Source organism: Lactobacillus acetotolerans DSM 20749 = JCM 3825 (assembly GCF_001436775.1).
GTDB classification, from domain to species: domain Bacteria; phylum Bacillota; class Bacilli; order Lactobacillales; family Lactobacillaceae; genus Lactobacillus; species Lactobacillus acetotolerans.
The window spans coordinates 1-18,764 of sequence record NZ_AYZC01000029.1 but is presented as its reverse complement, the minus strand read 5'-3'; the positions used below and the strand labels follow the sequence as shown (position 1 = coordinate 18,764).

The 18,764-nt window shown below is 37.2% G+C and carries 18 protein-coding genes and 1 pseudogene; 2 read left to right on the top strand and 17 right to left on the bottom strand.

Going from position 1 to position 18,764, the window contains the following annotated elements:
- The 8 genes and pseudogenes from FC77_RS05435 to FC77_RS05405 all read right to left on the bottom strand — a co-directional run.
- The coding region (locus tag FC77_RS05435) for a hypothetical protein (protein ID WP_156641841.1) at positions 1 to 1,881 on the bottom strand (1,881 nt) is incomplete at its 3' end.
- A 159-nt stretch (positions 1,882 to 2,040) separates the two neighbouring features.
- Positions 2,041 to 3,333 (bottom strand): BspA family leucine-rich repeat surface protein, encoded by a 1,293-nt coding sequence (locus tag FC77_RS05430; RefSeq protein WP_056970489.1) that lies wholly within the window; start codon positions 3,331 to 3,333, stop codon positions 2,041 to 2,043.
- A gap of 482 nt (positions 3,334 to 3,815) precedes the next feature.
- Positions 3,816 to 3,938: pseudogene (locus FC77_RS08020) on the bottom strand (YSIRK-type signal peptide-containing protein); the annotation flags it as partial.
- 243 nt (positions 3,939 to 4,181) lie between these two features.
- On the bottom strand, positions 4,182 to 4,907 hold the full coding sequence (locus FC77_RS05425; RefSeq protein ID WP_056970487.1) for a GntR family transcriptional regulator: 726 nt from the start codon (positions 4,905 to 4,907) through the stop codon (positions 4,182 to 4,184).
- Between the two features lie 9 nt (positions 4,908 to 4,916).
- Positions 4,917 to 5,840: a nucleoside hydrolase gene (locus FC77_RS05420; RefSeq protein WP_056970485.1), complete on the bottom strand. Its 924-nt coding sequence runs from the start codon at positions 5,838 to 5,840 to the stop codon at positions 4,917 to 4,919.
- The gene (gene rpiA / locus FC77_RS05415; protein ID WP_056970483.1) at positions 5,840 to 6,535 is read right to left on the bottom strand and encodes a ribose-5-phosphate isomerase RpiA; all 696 of its coding nucleotides are present in this window, start codon (positions 6,533 to 6,535) and stop codon (positions 5,840 to 5,842) included. The genes FC77_RS05420 and rpiA overlap by 1 nt, the downstream gene beginning before the upstream one ends.
- A 1-nt stretch (position 6,536) precedes the next feature.
- Positions 6,537 to 7,460, bottom strand: coding sequence for a ribokinase (gene rbsK / locus FC77_RS05410; protein ID WP_056970481.1), 924 nt, complete (start codon positions 7,458 to 7,460; stop codon positions 6,537 to 6,539).
- A 131-nt stretch (positions 7,461 to 7,591) separates the two neighbouring features.
- Complete coding sequence (locus FC77_RS05405) at positions 7,592 to 7,852, bottom strand: type II toxin-antitoxin system RelB/DinJ family antitoxin (protein ID WP_056970479.1); 261 nt, start codon at positions 7,850 to 7,852, stop codon at positions 7,592 to 7,594.
- 166 nt (positions 7,853 to 8,018) lie between these two features.
- Here FC77_RS05405 and FC77_RS05400 point away from each other — a divergent pair, with 166 nt between their 5' ends.
- On the top strand, positions 8,019 to 8,126 hold the full coding sequence (locus FC77_RS05400; protein ID WP_054681839.1) for a putative holin-like toxin: 108 nt from the start codon (positions 8,019 to 8,021) through the stop codon (positions 8,124 to 8,126).
- A 47-nt stretch (positions 8,127 to 8,173) separates the two neighbouring features.
- On the opposite strand, the gene FC77_RS05395 is transcribed toward FC77_RS05400, so the two are convergent.
- From FC77_RS05395 to FC77_RS05355, 9 genes are all read right to left on the bottom strand, one after another.
- Positions 8,174 to 8,644: a Dps family protein gene (locus FC77_RS05395; RefSeq protein WP_054681841.1), complete on the bottom strand. Its 471-nt coding sequence runs from the start codon at positions 8,642 to 8,644 to the stop codon at positions 8,174 to 8,176.
- A gap of 96 nt (positions 8,645 to 8,740) precedes the next feature.
- On the bottom strand, positions 8,741 to 9,394 hold the full coding sequence (locus FC77_RS05390; protein WP_054681842.1) for an amino acid ABC transporter permease: 654 nt from the start codon (positions 9,392 to 9,394) through the stop codon (positions 8,741 to 8,743).
- 11 nt (positions 9,395 to 9,405) lie between these two features.
- On the bottom strand, positions 9,406 to 10,044 hold the full coding sequence (locus tag FC77_RS05385; RefSeq protein WP_056970477.1) for an amino acid ABC transporter permease: 639 nt from the start codon (positions 10,042 to 10,044) through the stop codon (positions 9,406 to 9,408).
- On the bottom strand, positions 10,045 to 10,860 hold the full coding sequence (locus FC77_RS05380) for a transporter substrate-binding domain-containing protein (protein WP_056970476.1): 816 nt from the start codon (positions 10,858 to 10,860) through the stop codon (positions 10,045 to 10,047). It abuts the gene before it with no gap.
- A 10-nt stretch (positions 10,861 to 10,870) separates the two neighbouring features.
- The gene (locus FC77_RS05375) at positions 10,871 to 11,611 is read right to left on the bottom strand and encodes an amino acid ABC transporter ATP-binding protein (RefSeq protein ID WP_054681844.1); all 741 of its coding nucleotides are present in this window, start codon (positions 11,609 to 11,611) and stop codon (positions 10,871 to 10,873) included.
- 17 nt (positions 11,612 to 11,628) lie between these two features.
- Positions 11,629 to 12,573, bottom strand: coding sequence for a Ppx/GppA family phosphatase (locus tag FC77_RS05370; protein ID WP_056970474.1), 945 nt, complete (start codon positions 12,571 to 12,573; stop codon positions 11,629 to 11,631).
- Positions 12,574 to 12,672: 99 nt separating this feature from the next.
- A complete protein-coding gene (locus tag FC77_RS05365) occupies positions 12,673 to 14,073 on the bottom strand; it encodes a DUF2252 domain-containing protein (protein ID WP_056970472.1) in 1,401 nt (466 codons plus the stop codon).
- Between the two features lie 18 nt (positions 14,074 to 14,091).
- Positions 14,092 to 16,278: an RNA degradosome polyphosphate kinase gene (locus FC77_RS05360; RefSeq protein ID WP_056970470.1), complete on the bottom strand. Its 2,187-nt coding sequence runs from the start codon at positions 16,276 to 16,278 to the stop codon at positions 14,092 to 14,094.
- Positions 16,275 to 17,804: an acetate and sugar kinases/Hsc70/actin family protein gene (locus FC77_RS05355; RefSeq protein WP_056970468.1), complete on the bottom strand. Its 1,530-nt coding sequence runs from the start codon at positions 17,802 to 17,804 to the stop codon at positions 16,275 to 16,277. Before FC77_RS05355 ends, FC77_RS05360 begins: the two co-directional genes overlap by 4 nt.
- A gap of 196 nt (positions 17,805 to 18,000) precedes the next feature.
- Between FC77_RS05355 and udk the strand changes: the two genes are divergently transcribed.
- Positions 18,001 to 18,642 carry a uridine kinase gene (udk, locus tag FC77_RS05350; RefSeq protein WP_056970466.1) on the top strand — a complete coding sequence of 214 codons (642 nt, stop codon included), beginning with the start codon at positions 18,001 to 18,003 and terminating at the stop codon, positions 18,640 to 18,642.
- The last annotated feature ends 122 nt before the right edge of the window (positions 18,643 to 18,764 follow it).

Here is an 18,764-nt window from a genome sequence, read left to right as displayed (position 1 = left end):
GGCATTCACATATTGGACACTCAAATTAGCTTCTGCATCAGCTTTATAGTAGAAGGTGAACTCTGGCTGCGTAGTAGCACCTTTGATTAACTCATAACTTTGCTTATCCGGGTTAGCTATGGTGTAGCCGTCTGGAGCCTTCTGCTTTTCATCAGTACCACTAGCAGTGACAGTATCACCATAATATCCACCTAACCAGTAATCATTAACCTTTATATTTGGAACCAAATCAGTCGTTGGGGTACCATCTTGATTTTCCAAGTAATGCAGAACATGAACTGCATCTTTATTGGTGCCATCATCTGGGACATTATCTCCAGCTACATAGACATTAACAGTGTAATCTTGATCTGTGTATTTAACGCTGCCATCATTCTTTGGCTGCGTCTTGCCATTCAGTTCATCACTGGTCTTGGCATAATGGTAGCCGGCTGGAATATTGGTCTTGATAAAGCTATTACTATCAGTCGGATCAAACGGCTTGTCCATATAACCAGCTGGTGCTTTTACTGCCTTGCCAACATCTTTGCCGGTTCTGGCATTCACATATTGGACACTCAAATTAGCTTCTGCATCAGCTTTATAGTAGAAGGTAAACTCTGGCTGCTTAGCAGCACCTTTGGCTAATTCATAACTTTGCTTATCTGGGTTAACTATGGTGTAACCAGTTGGTGCTTCTTGTTTAACATCGTCACCACTGGCATTGACCGTATCACCATAATGTCCACCTAACCAGTAATCACTAACTTTTATACCTGGTACCTTATCGGTAGTCGGTTTATCGTCCTGACTTTCTAGGTAGTGCAGTACGTGGACTGCATCTTTATTGGTGCCATCATCTGGGACATCATCTCCAGCTACATATACTGGTACTGTATAGTCTTGATCCGTATATTTAATACTGCCATCATTCTTCGGCTGGGTCTTACCATTCAATTCATCACTGGTCTTGGCATAGTGATAACTGTCTGGAATATTTGATGTGATAAATGAATTGGTATCAGTTGGATCAAATGGCTTGTCCATATAACCATCCGGTGCTTTTAACGCCTTACCAACATCTTTGCCTGTTCTGGCATTCACAAATTGAACACTTAAATGAGCTTCTTTATCAGCCTTGTAGTAGAAAATAAACTCTGGCTGCTTAGTTGCATTCTTAACTAACTCATAACTTTGCTTCTTCGGGTTAACTATGGTGTAACCAGTTGGTGCTTTTTGCTTTTCATCAGTACCACTGGCAGTGACGGTATCACCATAATATCCACCTAACCAGTAATCATTAACCTTTATACCTGGTACCTTATCGGTAGTCGGTTTATTGTCTTGACTTTCCAAATAGTGTAGGACGTGAACGGCATCCTTATTAGTACCGTCATCTGGTACTGGATCTCCAATTACGTATACAGGAAACTCCTGATTTGATTTCTTTAAAGTTACTGTACTTGGATCATTTTGCTTATAACTAGTTTGAGGATTATTGGCCAAGTTAATTTTATCTAGATCAGTTTGTTCGACATAGCTATATCCAGCTGGCATACCATCTGTCTTTAAATCTAGTTTATCACCGTAACGAGTATCAGTTGGTTGCGTACCGCTGGTTATTGTGTCTCCATTCTTAGCATTTATCCACTTAATAGAAATATCAGTTAATGGATTTCCAACTACATAAACATTTATTGTATTAGTGCTAATTGTTGAGTATTCCGTACTAACCAGCTGTTTGTTTCCATGTAATTCAGCGGTAGTTTTCGCATACTTATAACCATCTGGTATATTATGAGTAATATTAGTATCAAAGTTAGGATCACTTGGAGTTAAATTTAAAGTTGTATTATTAGGTCCTGTTACTTGAGCAGTACCAACAGAAATATTATGTTTCACATTGATAAAAGTAATATTAACAACACCATTAGGTGTTTTATACCAAGTGCCGACATGATCTTTACCATCTGCTATATTAGTACCTTGAGTAGGATCAGCATTTTTATACCAAGTTGAGCCACCAGGTAATTGAAGATCAGAATCGGATAATAATTTAGTTTACTCACCTAAAGTTAGCTTTTCCAAACCACTTCTTTGGAACATAGAATCCATATTAGTAACATTATTAGTATTAAAATTAGAAATATTTAAACTTGTTAAATTGTTAGTATCTTCAAACATCTCATGCATATCAGTAACGTTACTTGTATCAAAACTAGATACATTTAAACTTGTTAAACCCATATCACCAGCAAACATTTCATACATACTAGTAACATTGCTAGTATTAAAGTTTGAAACATCTAAACTTGTTAATGCAGGAACACCATTAAACATCTCACTCATATTAGTAACATTACTAGTGTCAAATTTAGATACATCTAGACTTGTTAAATTAGAATCACTTTCAAACATTTTACTCATATTAACGATATCATGAGTATCCAATTTATCTATACCAGTGATGTCTTGTAAAGTACTCAGTGCCCAAGTATATTGGTCCAAACTAAATAACTCCGTTGCATCTCCATTAGCTACCGTAACTTTTCCATTAATTATTATATGTTTAACTTTAAAGCCATCGGGAAGAACTGATGTCCAATTATTATTAATTTCTCCAGCCGATATAGTTACAGTTTGAGTTGTTGTATCCCAACTAATATTATTATTAACTGCTGGTGTTCCCAACAACATAATAATGTTCTGAGTAGCCTGAATTAATTCAGGCGCTGTAATAGTTGTAATATCAGTAGCTGGTGTTTTATTTGGATCAGTTGTTGGATTGTCAATACTTGGATTTTTATTAATATCTGCAGATGTATTATTATTAACATTTAAAGTAGTTAAAGCTGCCACATTAGCATCTGCTTTTGTTTCAGCTTTATTTTTATTGTTTTGATCTACTTCTAAGGCAGCAGAGTTCATGGCTGTTTGCATCGTATTATACTTTGCCATTAACTCTTTACCAGTTTGGATGGCATCCCGTAATTGCTTTTGTTTTTCGACCGTCATTTGGGTAAATTTGTCTGAATTTACGTAAGCATCACCTTTATCAATGGCACTTTGTAAATCAGAAGCTGCTGTAGTTAATGCATCATCTTTTTTAGGTGCAGCTGGTGTCTTCTCTGCTGAAGTTAAAGTTGCAGTTGATGTTTTATCACTTTTTGCATCAGCCTGATCTTGATCATTTTTACCAGCATTTGTATCTTGAGCTGGTGTCTTGGCGGCGTTATCCTTTGCATCTGCATTCTTAACGTCAGTGAAGAACATGGATAAGCCAGGAAAAGTACTCAAATCTGGCTTTGACGTTTGCTTTGCAGCAGCTGGTTCAATTTGGGTAGAATCCTCCATCTTATCAGACTGTTCACCGTTAATCTGTTCATCTGACTGCTCGGTAGTTGGCCCTTGAGCAGCATTAGTATTATTGGACTCTGCTTGATTATTCTGCAGAGCAGTTGATTGATCAGCAGCTTTTTGTTGCTTATCGGCATTTACATTATCAACTCTGTTTTGAGCTTTTGGCTCATTAGTTTGGAAAAATAAAGTTAAACCTGGGAAGGTACTCAGATTTGACTTTTCATTAGAATCAGAAATAGCACCCGTGTTACTTGCACTGGTGCTATTATTTGCTTCATTATTCCATTTTGTGGCAGTGTTAGCTGTCTGATCAGTTGAGGATGCAGTATTATTCTTATTTACATCTTCAGTTGATGGAGAGTGTAATACCCCCCCCCCCTACAGTTTTAGGGGTTTGGTCCTTATTTACTAATTCTTGTTTATCTTGCTTTATTGGATTAATTGTCTCAGCTTTAACTGATTGTGCAGTTATCCCTAAAACTAAAGCCTAAGAGTACAGAAGCTGCACCGACAGCTAATTTACGAATGGAGAAGCGGTCTTTTTTAGCCTGCAACTCCATTTTTCTTAATCGTTCTTTGAAATTATTTTTTCCTAACATACATACATCCTCATATAATTAAAAATACTTTTTAATCTATATTTACAATAACAATCTTATAGCTCTACTGCAATAAAGTAAATATTAAACTATGCATGTAATTGGTTTGAACCAATTCTGTAACTAGGCAATTGCCACAGCATAAGCAACCATAATCAGCTAATTTAAAATAACCAAAAATATTTTATAAAACAAAAACGTTAATTAATCATCCCTTACAAATGATCAACTAACGTTTTTATCTTACCTATTCAAATTCACAAATGTATTAAAGCGCATATAACGATAATGCACACGCATATTGGATACCTCAAACGGTGTCCCATCGTCTAAGAAGAAGATACCTTCCATGACACCGACTGGTTCATTTGTCTTCAGCTTCATTTCATCCTGATCTTCCTTACTGGATGGTTCAACCGTAATATTCAAGAATGACTTGGTCACAATTTTATTCTGCTTATCTTCCAAATAATTAAACAGTGAACTCTGCAAGTCCTCTGGCTTTAATTCAGGCACTATCTTAATTGGCAAATAACCTGTTTCAATTAAAAATGGTTGTTCATCTAAAAAACGCAAGCGTTTAAATTCATACACAAAATCATTTTCATTCAGAAATAGATCCTGAGCAATTTCCTTAGAAGTCTTAACAACATGGAAATCCAGCAGCTTAATTCGCTGCTTCTTACCGGGGACCTTAACACTATCGGTTAATCCTAAATTAGAGCCTTCGTAACGAAACATCGCCCGATTTTTTAAATAAAGCGGATTGATAAACGTACCGCTGCCCCGCTTCTTGAAAACAATTCCTTGTTCAGCAAGCAGGTTCAACGCACGCTTCATCGAAGAACGGCTAACTTGATAGTGTTCAGCTAAGCTGCGTTCATCAGGAAGCCGCATCCCCTTATAATTACCTTTTAAAATATTCTGCTTTATATCGTGCATCACTGTACGATAAACAAAGTCTGCCATTTGATTACCCTACTTATCCGCTCTACTAATTGCATCTACAAACCAATCTGCAAATACTTTTTGTTTAATTTTAACCCCAACATTTACGTTAGCCGACTTACCAAAGAAATGATCAAAGTCTATCACCGATGCACCATAAGTAGCTGAACTTTTAGTATCAACAGTTACATATGCCGGTTTAAAAGTATACATTTGTGGTTTTAACAGCATTCCTGCAGCTAGCGCATCATAAATTTCTCGACCATTGTCCTTAGTTTCATCATGCAAATTTGTCAGAATACTATAGAGCATATTGCCGACTCTGCCCAACTTCTGCACTCTTTGCATTGTAGCATTCGTAACATAGGCTTGTTGTCCTAACTCTAACGGGGCAAGGTAAATTTTGAGACCACTGGTAAACACAATTTGAGCGGCTTCAGGATCTCCTGCAACATTATACTCACCATAAGGACCCCAGTTACCACGGCCGATGGCTCCACCCATAATAACCAGCTTCTCAATTTTATCTAAGTCTTCAGGAAACTGCCTGAAATACAAGGCAAAGTCAGTGGCTGGCCCAATCTGCATTAAAGTTACTTTTTCATCACTATTAGTAACCACTTCATGAATTGCGGCTGCAGCCAAACCAGATTTTAATAAACCTCTATCTGCTTTTGGAAAGTCATAACCATCCATCCCAGATTTGCCATGAATATCTGAAGCATCGATTGCAGGTCGGAGCAGCGGCATTTTCGCACCACCAACAACCGGAACCTTTGTGTGCAAGAAAGTTTCCAGTTTCAGTGCATTATTTAAAGTCTTCTCAAGTGCTACGTTGCCCCAAGTAGCGGCAATTAATTTAACGTCTAATTCTGGAGCGAACAAAGAAATAGTAATCGCGACCGCATCATCTATTCCTGGATCCGTGCTTATAATTAAGGGCTTTTTAGTCATTAGTCCTTCTTCTTATCTTCAATTTTACCGTTGCTGTGAGCAATAATTACCTCATCACACATGCCAAGAAAGAGCCCATGTTCAACCACGCCGACGGTATGATCTAAGTAATCGGCCAAACCATGTGGTACCGGTATCGGATCAACAGCTAAATCAATAATATAGTTGCCATAATGAGTAACAAAGCGCTTGCCGTTATCCATTCGCCATTGTGGTTTTAATCCTTCTGCCTGAAAACGACGGAAGTTTTGTTCACAGGAAATGGGCAGAACTTCAACCGGAAGTGGGAAACCACTTAATCTGTGGACAAGTTTAGATTCATCAACAATCCAAATAATCTTATTAGAATTAATAGCAACATTCTTCTCAAGCGTTAAGGCGCCGCCACCACCTTTTATGCCGTCGAAATTGTCAGCAACCCGGTCAGAACCATCAATTGTAAGATCGACGTGGTCAATATCAGACAACTTACCAACTTTAAAGCCCCAACTTTCAAGTTGTTTCTTGCTTCTACTTGAGGTTGTTACCATGGCCTTTAACTTTAAGCCGTCTTCTTTTCTTCTTTTACCTAATGCATCAATAAAGAAGGCAACAGTTGAACCGGTACCAACACCCAAAATCATGCCAGATTTGACCATACCAGCTGCTTTAATTGCAGCCTCTTTTTTTAATTCATCTTGTTCTTGCTTATTCATTTTACTTGCTCCTCATTAACTTTTTTACTTCTTTAATCGTCGGAATCGATGGTTGGGCACCTAAATGCTGAACCGTAAGTGAAGAAGCACGACTGGCAATCTTTGCGGCTTCTTCCAAGTTAGACAGATCATTTTTTAGCATACTTACAAAATAACCAATGAAAGTATCACCAGCAGCTGTTGTATCAACTGCCTTAACTCTAAAAGCTGGCACTAACTTTTCAATGTCTTTGGCTGACAGATAAGAGCCTTTGGCTCCGTAAGTAATCACAACGTCTTTTACGCCTAAAGCTTGTAAACTTGCTGCATTTGTAGTTAAGTCACTTGGACTAGTAATTTTAGTACCGGTGATTACAGCACTTTCAGTTTCATTCGGCGTAATTATATCGGTCAAATTTAGTAATTCTTTAGGTATTTTTTTAATTGCTGGAGCCGGATTCAAAATTGTAGCCTTACCAGCATCTTTTGCAATCTTAAAAGCCTCGATCGTTGTTTTAACCGGTGTTTCAAATTGAGCAATTACACAGTCAGCACTTTTAATCACATCTGCAGCATTATCAATATCTTTTGCGCTTAATTGATAATTAGCACCATGATCAATAACAATATCGTTCTGCCCTGCTTCATTCAGAGTAATATAAGCATGGCCAGTTTTAGCGTTAGCGGTCTTTTGCACATAATTGGTATCTACACCGTACTTGGTTAGCTGTTCAACCATAAATTTGCCAAAACTATCTGTACCAACGCGACTAATGAAATGTACTTGTGCGCCACTTTTAGCAGCCGCAATTGCCTGATTGGCACCTTTGCCACCGCCAGCTTCAGATACAGATCTGGCGTTAATGGTTTCCCCTGGTTTAGGAAAATTCTTTACGTGTAAAGTGGTATCAACGTTACTTGATCCAATAATGACTATATTTTTCATAGCTGCCCTTCTTTTCAAAGTAACTTTCTAAATCAAATTAATTATAGCAAAAAGCAATTAATTTAGCCTGCGAAGGTGAAAAATTACAAATAAAAAAGCCATCCTCACAAGAGAATGGCTTCATCAATTCATTAGTTATCAGAATTTGATATAGAATTTTTAATTATTCCTATATCTTCTTCCTCCGTTTTCAACATTGCTTTTTTAGTTTTCAATGTAGAAATATCGTAAGAAGGACTTTTAATTTCAAAAGGTACTTTTCCTTGAATCAAAAATTGATTTAAAGCTAAATTAATATAATCATTCATCGATAAACCAATCTGCGAAAACCTTTTTTCTAATTCTTTCTTTTTATCCTTATCTAACTTGATAATAATTTTATTTTCAGTCAAAGGATCACCTACTATTTATTTTAATAAATCCTGATTTTAAATAACTATTCCTGTATAATTATATTTTGTAGAGAAGTTAAGACGGTGGCGCCCAAATAAAGTGAGGTGATGCTTATGGTTCAATCCTATAAGCAACTTAAAATCCTAACGAAAGGAGGGCGCAGTTGTGTCTGTATCAGACGCAATACAATTAATGCTAATTTTCGGCACTTTCGCCGTTAATTTAATTGCATTAGTTGTTGAACTGATAAAAGATTATCGGCGAAAAAAATAGCTGTCCTTAACTTTGGACAGTTGGCAGCTATTTTTAATTTACTCTAATTACTTAGCATCAATATTAGGTGCCTTGTTAATTTCAGCTGACATCATCCAAATACGCTTTTCAATTGCAGTATGGAAGCCAGTGAACATATCGTTAGTAGAGTAGTCCCCTTCTTCATCACTAACTTCGAGGCCTTTTTGATAAAGATCATCCAAATAGTGATAACCGTCAACTATCTTGCCATAACGCTCATCAATAGTTTCGTTCCAGTTGCCTTTTTCATCCTTAATCTTAGTCTTTGCGGCAATTTCACTAAGGGTCGAAACAGGTGAACCGTCTAAAGCAATCAAACGCTCTGATACTTGATCAAGTTGATCAGCTAATTCATCCATTACATCATCTAAGTATGGGTGCAACTTCAAGAAACGGTTGCCTCTCATGTACCAGTGGTGTTGGTGAACAATCATGTGCATTTGCGTTAAATCTGCAACTAATTGATTTAATACTTCTTTAGTTTTTGGATATTTCATCTAAAAAGCCTCCTGTTAAATAATCATTACACCCTCATAGTAGCAAAATAATGTTATTAATACTAAAGAAATGCTTATTAATTTATGACGTACAAATTACAGATACTTCTTCTGTAAGTGATTAGCGTACTTTGATAAGCAGAAACATACGATAAAGTACATTACCGCAATGATTAAGTACATCGGAATCAAATAAGATGTGTTTTGGCTATAAATAATCTGTGCATGATAAAGCAGTTCTGGTAAGACGATAATTGTTGCCAATGAAGTATCCTTAATCAGCGAAACAAATTGTGACAAAATGGCTGGGACCATGTTTCGAATAGCTTGCGGCAAAACAACGTGAATCATCGCTTGTACATAAGTCATACCGTTAGAACGGGCGCCTTCCATCTGCCCTGTTGGAACTGAATTAATCCCGCTACGAACAATTTCGGATAACATTGCTCCTTCAAACACAACTAATGCAACAATCGATGCTATCGTTGGATTGGCAATTAAGCCTAATTTAGGCAAGCCAAAATATGTAAAGAAGATTATCAACAGCAGTGGTAAGTTACGGATAATATCAACTACGAAGCCAACAGCAGCTGAAAGATACTTGATCTTCATATAACGAACTAAGCCACAAATTAAGCCCAAAATAAAACTCAAAATAATTGAAATTACTGAAACATAAATCGTTACCCACAATCCTTGCAATAAGAAGCGGATATCAATCCATGAATATGCATGAATAAAAGTTTCCATTTTTTAGCCTCCTATGCAAGTCTTTTTTCTAAGTGACGCATGTAGTAACTGAGCGGTAAAGTCAAACCTAAGTAGAAAACGCCGACAATAACGTACGTTTCGATTGTTTGAAATGATGAAAAGGCAACAATATCGCCCTGGTACATCAAATCAAAACCAGCGACAAAGGCTAAGACAGATGAGTTTTTAATCAAAGTAATCATCTGGTTGCCCAATGGCGGAATAACAATTCTAATGGCTTGAGGCAAAATGACGTACCGCATCGCCTGTACGTAAGTCATACCGTTAGAAAGTGCGCCTTCCATTTGCCCGTCACCGACAGAATTAATTCCAGACCGAACTGTTTCTGCAATAAAGGCTGATGTATAAAGGGCTAAGCCAATTGTACCAGCAGTAAATCCGGAAACTTTAACCCAGAATTGGGGAATGATTAAGTAAAAAATCATCGTAATAACCAACAAGGGAATATTACAAAAAATTTCAATATAAATATGAGCTATGGCCCGACCAATTTTAGGAGGTGCAACTTCTAGCAATGCGAAGAATACTCCTAAAATTAAGCTGAAGAACATGGCAATTAAACTACACAAGATGGTATTGCCAAAACCAGTGATAAATTCAGACCAATAACCTGTTAAAATTTGCCACATTTATTCTTCCACTTCCTTAATGTTAAAACCTTTAACTCCTTTGAACCACTTACGAATTAACCGATTATACGTACCGTTCTTCTTAAGTTCATCTAGAGCTTTATTAATATGCTTCACCATTTGGGTTTGTCCCTTATTAACGGCAATCCCATAAGGCTCATTTGTGAAATTACTACCAGCTAACTTATAACCTGGGTTCTCACTCGCAATTCCCGCTAATAAACCACTATCAGTAGTCATAGCCACACCTTGGCCTGCTTTAAGTGCAGAAAATGCCTGGCCATAATCACCATATTCCAAAACTTTAGCTTTAGGGGCATATTTATGAACATTGGCAACCGCAGTAGTACCTTTAACCGCAAGCACGGTCTTATTATTCAGTTGCTGCACAGTCTTAATCTTGCTGTTGTCAGGTACAAGAATACCTTGACCCGCCTTAAAGTATGGCTTGCTAAACAATACCTGCTTTTGCCGGTCTGGTGTAATTGTCATCGTTGCCATAAGAACATCAACATTGTTGTTCTTAAGCAAAGGAATTCTTGTATTAGCAGTAATTTTGGTTAATTTAGCGTGCCCATTTTCACCGAGCATTTGTTTAGTTATGGCATTAGCCAAGTCAATTTCAAAACCTTCAACCCTGCCGGTTTTAATACTCATCAAACCAAAAAGGCGTGTATCTGCTCTTACACCCCAAACAATCGTGTTATCTTGCTTTACCTTTTGGTAGGTATTTTGTTTTTTATTTCCACAAGCTGCCAAAGTAAAGGCCAGGAAAAAGATTATCGGCAAAAGAAGAAATTTTTTAAATTTTCTCATTATCTTCACCCTAATCTTTAGAAATAATTTTACTTAAGAATTGCCGTGCACGGTCAGTATCAGGATGCTTGAAGAACTCTACTGGATCACGATCCTCTAAGATGTGTCCTTGATCAAAGAAAATCAGCCGGTTGCTTACTTTACGGGCAAAGCCCATTTCATGGGTAACCACGACCATTGTAATTCCCTGATCAGCAACGTATTTCATTATGTCCAAAACGTCTTGAATCATTTCCGGATCAAGTGCACTGGTAGGTTCATCAAACAAGATAACCTTTGGCCTCATTGCCAAAGAGCGAGCAATCGCAACACGTTGTTCTTGTCCACCAGATAATTGTCTAGGATAAGAATCAGCCTTATCAGCCATTCCTACTCTTTCTAATAATTCCATGGCAATCTTTTTGTTCTCCGCATCCGGACGCTTCAGCACGATCTTGGGTGCTAAAGTAATGTTTTCTAGCACAGTATGATTGTTATATAAATTAAAGTGCTGAAAGACCATCCCAACGTTTTTACGGATTTTATTAATATTAGTTTTTCTATTTGCCAAATCATAGCCGGTAACAATCAGTTGCCCGCTGTTAATCGGTTCTAACCCATTCATTGTCCTGATCAAGGTACTTTTACCTGAACCAGATGGACCAATAATCGATACAACTTGGCCTTCTTCAATTTTTAAGTTGATATCTTTTAAAGCATGGAGTTTGCCATAGTATTTGTTGACATGCTTAAATTCAATAATTGATGACACGACCTTCATCCTTTCCTTTATTTGACGTTTTCTGCATCTTTATTTTGCAAATATTCGTATAATAAGCCATCACGAATTCCGTAATTAGAGAAAATCACTTCATCAATTTGTAGCATTCTTAAAACTAAACTAATCGGGATCAAGCCGCCTACGATAACGTCTCCCCTTATCTTAGCTAAGCCTGGAATCTTAGTCCTTCCAATTTTATCTAGTGAAACTAACTTTTCAAATAATGCGTAAATATTGTCAGCCGGTAAATGCATCCCGTGAATATCCGGTAAATCATTAATATTATCAGTCACTTCCCGGCGCTTAATTTTAGCGATCGTTCGATTGCTCCCACCAAGGGCAATCAATGGCATATTATGTGCATTATTTATCCATGGTACAGCGGAAAGGCGTAATTCAGCTGCAGTCATAGCCTTATAAAGATCACTAGCCTTTATTTGATCAGTTAAATTATAATTTTGTGATAACAAAACTGATCCAGTAGGCAAACTAATTCGTTTCTCACAATTACCGTTCTGAACCCAGATTAATTCCGTTGAGGCACCACCAGTATCCATGATTAAGCCATTTTTAACTGGTAAAGTGTTAACTACGCCCAAATAATCCAGATATGCTTCAGCTGCTCCTGAAATGACACGCAAATTTATTCCGAGTTCTTTTTTAACCCGGTTCAAAAAATATTTCTGATTTTTGGCTTGCCGTACAGCCGCCGTTGCTACGGCACGAATTTTAACATTTTTTAATTTAGAATATGTCGCCTTGAATTCCTTCAATGCCTTCATTGTCCGTTCAATGGGTTCTTTCTTTAATGTCTTTTCTTTACCCATATTTTCAGACAACCTGACAAATTTTTTCTGGTATCCTACAACTTTAAAATCGCCATAGGGACCAATTTGACTTATTTTCATTCTTACGGAATTTGACCCTAAATCAATAACAACAAAGTTAAGCATTTAATCCATCTCCTTATCCCGTATAATAAGTTTGCCATAAAATATACAAAAACACACGGTTTTAATCTTAAAAAACCGTGTGTGTTCTTTAATAATTAACTAATTTTCTCCTTCAAGGTATTTTCTATAAGCCTCATAATCATTATGAACTTGCTTACTGTAATCGCTTGCCCAGTCGGCAAATTTCTTATCAAATTTCTTGCTCTCATCAATATAACCATAAATCATCGGTGCAGTTGGACTTTGAAAATGAGCAACCGCAAGGACAAAGGCACACATATGAGTATATGCGTTAAAGCTATCAAGATCTAACTTGTCTACATCAACCGAGTCCTTCATGTCCCTGTATTGACGAACGTAAAAGCTACGACCATCAAAATTCATACTACCTAAGAATGGGTCACTAAAGGTTTGTAAAATTCTTTGACCAGTAATGATTCGCTTACCCTCTTCAGGAGCTTGCTTTTGCGCATTACTTCTAGTCAACCTGGTTAAGTTATACCTGGATGGTAAAGCTTCCTTAACTTGCAAAACTAAGTGACTGCCATCCTTACCTGTAAGTAATAACAGGTAACAACGCGTACCAAAACTGCCAACACCGACGCTATAACGGATAATATCTGAAACTCTAAAATTACTCAGTAATACTTGAACATCTTGACTCACACTGCGCAGATATTGCGGAATTGCTTTAATAAAATCTGTATATAATTGGTCGGTGATTCTTCTAGCACGAGGCGGGTTCTCAGTAAAGACAATTTTACCGTCATCATTCTTAGAGGTGAATTTCTTAACCACTTTGTCAGAATTATTCTTTGGGGCTTTTTTAGCGATCTTTTTCAGCAATTTTTCCATTTGCTTATCATTATCACTAATTGAATCAAGCAAATCATCAATGTTGTATGCAAGGTAGAAGCGATCCATCAACTTCAAGCCATTAGAATACTTAATGCCTGCACGATAAGCAGAAACAGTATTATTCAGAACATCTTTAATGTCTTTTTCATCATAACCGTTAATTTCACCGGCTAACTGGGCGCTAACAAGCAGGCGTTTTAAGTCAACTTCCCAGTTACCGACCCGGGTTTCATCAAAGTCGTTTAAGCCAAATAAAAGTTGTCTTTCAGGGGAGGCAAAAAAGCCAAAGTTATTGACATGGGCATCACCACAAATCATAATCGGAATTTGCGCCTTGGTTTCATGAAGCAAATCGTAGCTCATAACACCGGCAGTGCCACGAAAGAAGGAAAAGGTATTCTTCATCATTCTCTTATGCCGAAGTGGGATTAGCTCAGGGATCATCTTATCCTCTTCAGATTTGATCATCTTGACCACATCCCGTTTACCCGGCTTAAACTCGGTTATCTTCGAAACGGGAATTTCATTTGCCTTCCCCTTACCTGCTGCAATTAATTGGTCTTTATCATCATTGAGTTTTAACTTATCAATGGTAAATTTTTGCAGCACAAACTTCTTAACTTTATTTAGCTTTTCGGCCATCCTGTTACCTTCCTGCGGTTAATCTTTATTTTCACCTAAATGCAGATCATTCTTATGCTTTTTCATAACATCAAATGTCTCAGGTGTTCTGGCTTCTTGCTTACGCTTTTCTTTTAATGCTTTATTCTTTTGTTCAGCTTCGTGAATAAAGTATTCTTGTGCATTAACTGCTTCTTTACCACGACGGTCGATCATAGAGTAAACATTATTGTGTAAGATTCGAGCTTTAACGTTATCTTGCCACATTTTATCAAAGATTGAAATAGCTCTTTGCTTTAAATCCGGTTGCAAAACTGGGAATAAAGTTTCAACTCGGCGGTTCAAATTCCGCTTCATCATATCAGCACTTGAAAGGTAAATTTCTTCGGCACCATCATTGTTAAAGTAGTAAATCCGGCTGTGTTCAAGCAAACGGCCGACAATTGAGTGTACCTCAATATTGTCACTAATCTTTGGAATATCGGTCCGAAGACAGCAGATACCACGAATAATCAGGTGAATTTTTACACCTGCAGCTGATGCTTCATAAAGTTTAGCAATAATTTCAGGGTCAGAAAGTGAGTTCATCTTCATATGAACTTCTGCTTTACGTCCTGCCTTAGCAGTTGCAATTGTTTGGTCAAGCTTTTGGTTAATAAACTCACGAATATGATCCGGAGAAATTTTTAATAATCTAAAGTATGGTGGGTTGGAGTAACCAGATAACATGTTAAACAAGTTAGTGGCATCGATACCCAGATCACGCCGGCAAGTAAACAACCCCATATCGGTATAGAAATGAGCCGTAACATCATTGTAGTTACCAGTTCCTAAATGTAGGTAACGCCGAATGCCATCTTCATCACGACGAATAACCAAAGTGGTCTTAGTATGAGTTTTTAAACCCTTTAACCCGTAAATTACGTGGCAACCCATTTGTTCCAATCTTCTGGCCCAGTGAACGTTATTTTGTTCATCAAACCGTGCCTTAACTTCTACCAGTACGGTAACTTGTTTGCCGGCTTGGGCCGCTTGACCCAAATATTTAATGATTGGTGAATTACTAGAAACACGGTACAGGGTCATCTTAATTGCTAACACTTTATCATCCATCGCAGCCTTATGAATAAAGTTAAGGACAGCATCAAAAGTGTCATATGGGTGTTGAACTAAGTAGTCATGCTTTCTGATATTGGCAAAAATATTGCTACTTAATTCCAAATCTGGATTGATATACGGCTTAAACGGCTTATAACGTAAATCATCATGACCTTTTACTGCGCCCGGCAACTTCTTTAAGAATGTCAGATCGATTGGGCCGTTAATTTTATAAACGGCACTCTTATCAACCTGAATCTTTTTAATCAAACGTTTACGCAATTTGTCGCCCATCGACTTTTCTACTTCCAGGCGAACAACTTGGCCGTGCTCACGGTCTTTTAACTGTTTCTGCACACTACGCAAGAAATCAGAAGTATCGCGTTCAGCTACATCTAAATCCATATCACGGGTGGCTCTGAAACAACCAGATTCTTCAACTTTATAGCCAACAAACAATTTACCCAAAAATTCTTTAATAATATCTTCAATTAAAATGAAACTATTATCTGCATCTGGCAACTTAACCAAACGCTTAAAAATATTTGGTACCCTAACCGTCGCATAATGGTGGTGGCCCTTATCATTGTCCTTTAAACGAATTGCAATGTTTAACGAATCATTAGCAATAAATGGGAAAGGACGAATAGCATCGTCAGCCATCGGTGTTAGCACCAGGTAAAGTTCATCATTAAAGTAGCGACGAACAAATTCCCGCTGGTCGTTGTTTAAATCTTTAATACCTAAAATCTGAATGTGATTTTTTTGTAGCAATGGCATAAGGGAACGGCTATAAGTTGAATAACGCTTTTCAACTGCTTTGTGTTCCTTCTTATTAATTGCATCCAACTGTTCTTTGGGAGTCATTCCCGACGGATCAGTTGATTTAATTCCCGCAGCAATTAATTTGTGCAGGGATGCAACTCTAACCATAAAGAATTCATCAACGTTACTTTGAGTGATTCCTAAGAAATTAAGTCGCTCAAGCAATGGATTATCAGGTCTACGTGCCTCATCCAAGACCCGATCATTAAATTCCATCCAACTTAATTCCCGGTTCATAAAATAAGAATGTTTTCTAAATGGTTTTGTTTCTTTTTTCTCTTTCTTAATCAGATTTGTTGTCATTTTCTGTTCATACCCTCTTGCTTTAAACTAACTTTAATACCAAATACTTCTTCAAATAAACTTGCTCGTTTATTAAAATACCATCTCTCCAAAGTGATGTCGCTATTGGTTACAGCATGAATTATTAATTGATCTTCTTTTTTAAGAGAAACAATAATCCGCCTAATCTTCTGTTTATGCGATGCGTCTAGCGCCGTTGCTAATCGTAGAATTGCGGTTAATTTTGCAACCGTTAATTGAACCTCTGGACTCAAATTACGGTAATGGTGATCGCCAATTTCTGGTCCATCTTCATCACTCTGATAACGGGTTATTTCAGTTACAATTTGATTTTCACGGTCAGACAAACCAATAATTTTATTAGCCTCAAGAATCCGAGCAGATTGTTCGTAACGGCTAATTTGATTAATAAAACTACCAACATCATCAACCGTTGCGGCAATAGCTAACAAATGACGGTCATTTTCTGGCAATAAATGAATTTTACGTAAACGGTCAAAAATGTGTAAGGCAAATTTCTTAACCGCATTAGCATGATCCTGATCGACCAAATATCTTTGGGACATATTTTGGGCAAAGGTCATCACAATATCACCATACTGCTTTTTAAGGGCCTTGCCCTTGCTTGCCTCTTGAATTAACAGGCCGGTAATAACTGAAATATCAGTTACATAAATTTCTTTTGGGGCAAGCAATTTAACAAATTCACGAATAGCTACAATGTTAGGCACTGTATGTTCAGCAACCGCTGGCTCTAATTGATAATCCTGTACCAGGTTTTCATACGGCATTTCTAACGTCTTACTAAAGAACTCGTTCAGATCGCTCTCAGAAATTCTGGTAACCGAATCATCGCGGTGCAAAAAGTAATTACTCAATGCATCCGCATGTTGAATAACTAAGGCTGAGTTAGGACTTGCTTTGATCTGCCGAGCCAAGTGGTCAATCTTGGCACCAATATAATCACTCATAACGTCAATCGGATTATTCGGTGTTTCATTGGTAACCTTGGCAATCTCACGAATTTCTCGTGGACCTAAAGGTAAATTCCAGGTAGCCACAAACTTATTATTCTTGAAAAGTGATAGGTTCATCATGGCAGAACCCAAACTTAAAATATAAATTGGGAACTTCTCCATCCGTTCCTGCTGCACTTCAGAAAAACAAGAAATACCCCCAAGAACTTTGTTATAAACAACTTGTTCACCGTTTAGCCAATTAATTTTCCAACCAGTTCTAACCTGAATCTGATCCGCAATATAACTAGCAGAAACGTCATCAATCAATTGCCTATTACCAAAGAATTTAAAATTTTTAACTTTATATTCCTTTAATTTTTCCTTAAAGCCATCAATAGCTGAACAAATTTTCCCCATATCCTGTTCAAAAACTCGTTCATTACTCTTGGCTTGTACAAAAGATGGGGAATCAACCTTTTCCAAGATCGATAAATCCTTTAAATTAACTATATTTAATTGAATTTTATATGAAGACATATAAATTAAACCAAATAACTTTTTGCGCATATTTTTTCACCTAAATTAAACTTAACATCATTTATATATTCCTATTGTACTCTTTTTTAAGAGAGCTGCCGTATCGTTTTTTAACACTAATAAAAGAGTACCAATTCCCGAACAATTTAAATAAAATAGCCCCCTTTTACTGGTATTCTAAGAAAACTACAGTAAAATATTATGTGATAAACAAAGGAGTATTTGAATGTCCAAACTTGATAAACCCGTTGTGATTGGTATCGCCGGTGGATCAGGTAGTGGTAAAACTACCATTGCTCATAAAATTGCCGGCCAAATGAATGCCAACGATCATATCCTAATCATGACTCAAGATTCATACTATAAAGATAATACCGGTGTGCCGATGAGCAAACGGATGAAAATTAACTATGACCACCCCGATGCCTTTGACGTACCACTGCTGAAAAAACAACTAGACCAACTTTTACACTACCAAGCAATTGAAATGCCCACATATGATTTCAAAGCTCACACAAGAAGTTCTAAAACCATTCATACCGAACCCGCCGATATCATTATCCTTGAAGGTATTTTGGTATTATTTAACGAAAGCATCCGCAATTTAATGGATATTAAAGTTTACGTAGACACTGACGATGATATTCGTTTTATTCGCCGGCTAGAACGAGATATGAATGAACGGGGCCGCTCGCTTGATTCAGTAATCAAACAATATTTAAGTACCGTTAAACCTATGTACCACCAATTTATCGAGCCCACCAAACGTTACGCTGACATTATTGTCCCTGAAGGCGGCGAAAATGACGTTGCCATCGATATGTTAACCACCAAGATGCATTCCATCTTAAACAGAAATGAAAAATAAGAATAGCAAAAAGAAGCTGAAGGATTTTACCCAATGTCATTAAGTTAAGACATTGACAATCGCTAGGCTTTTAAAAGGCATCCATTTTGATTAATGGATGCCTTTTTTAGCACAGCAAATAA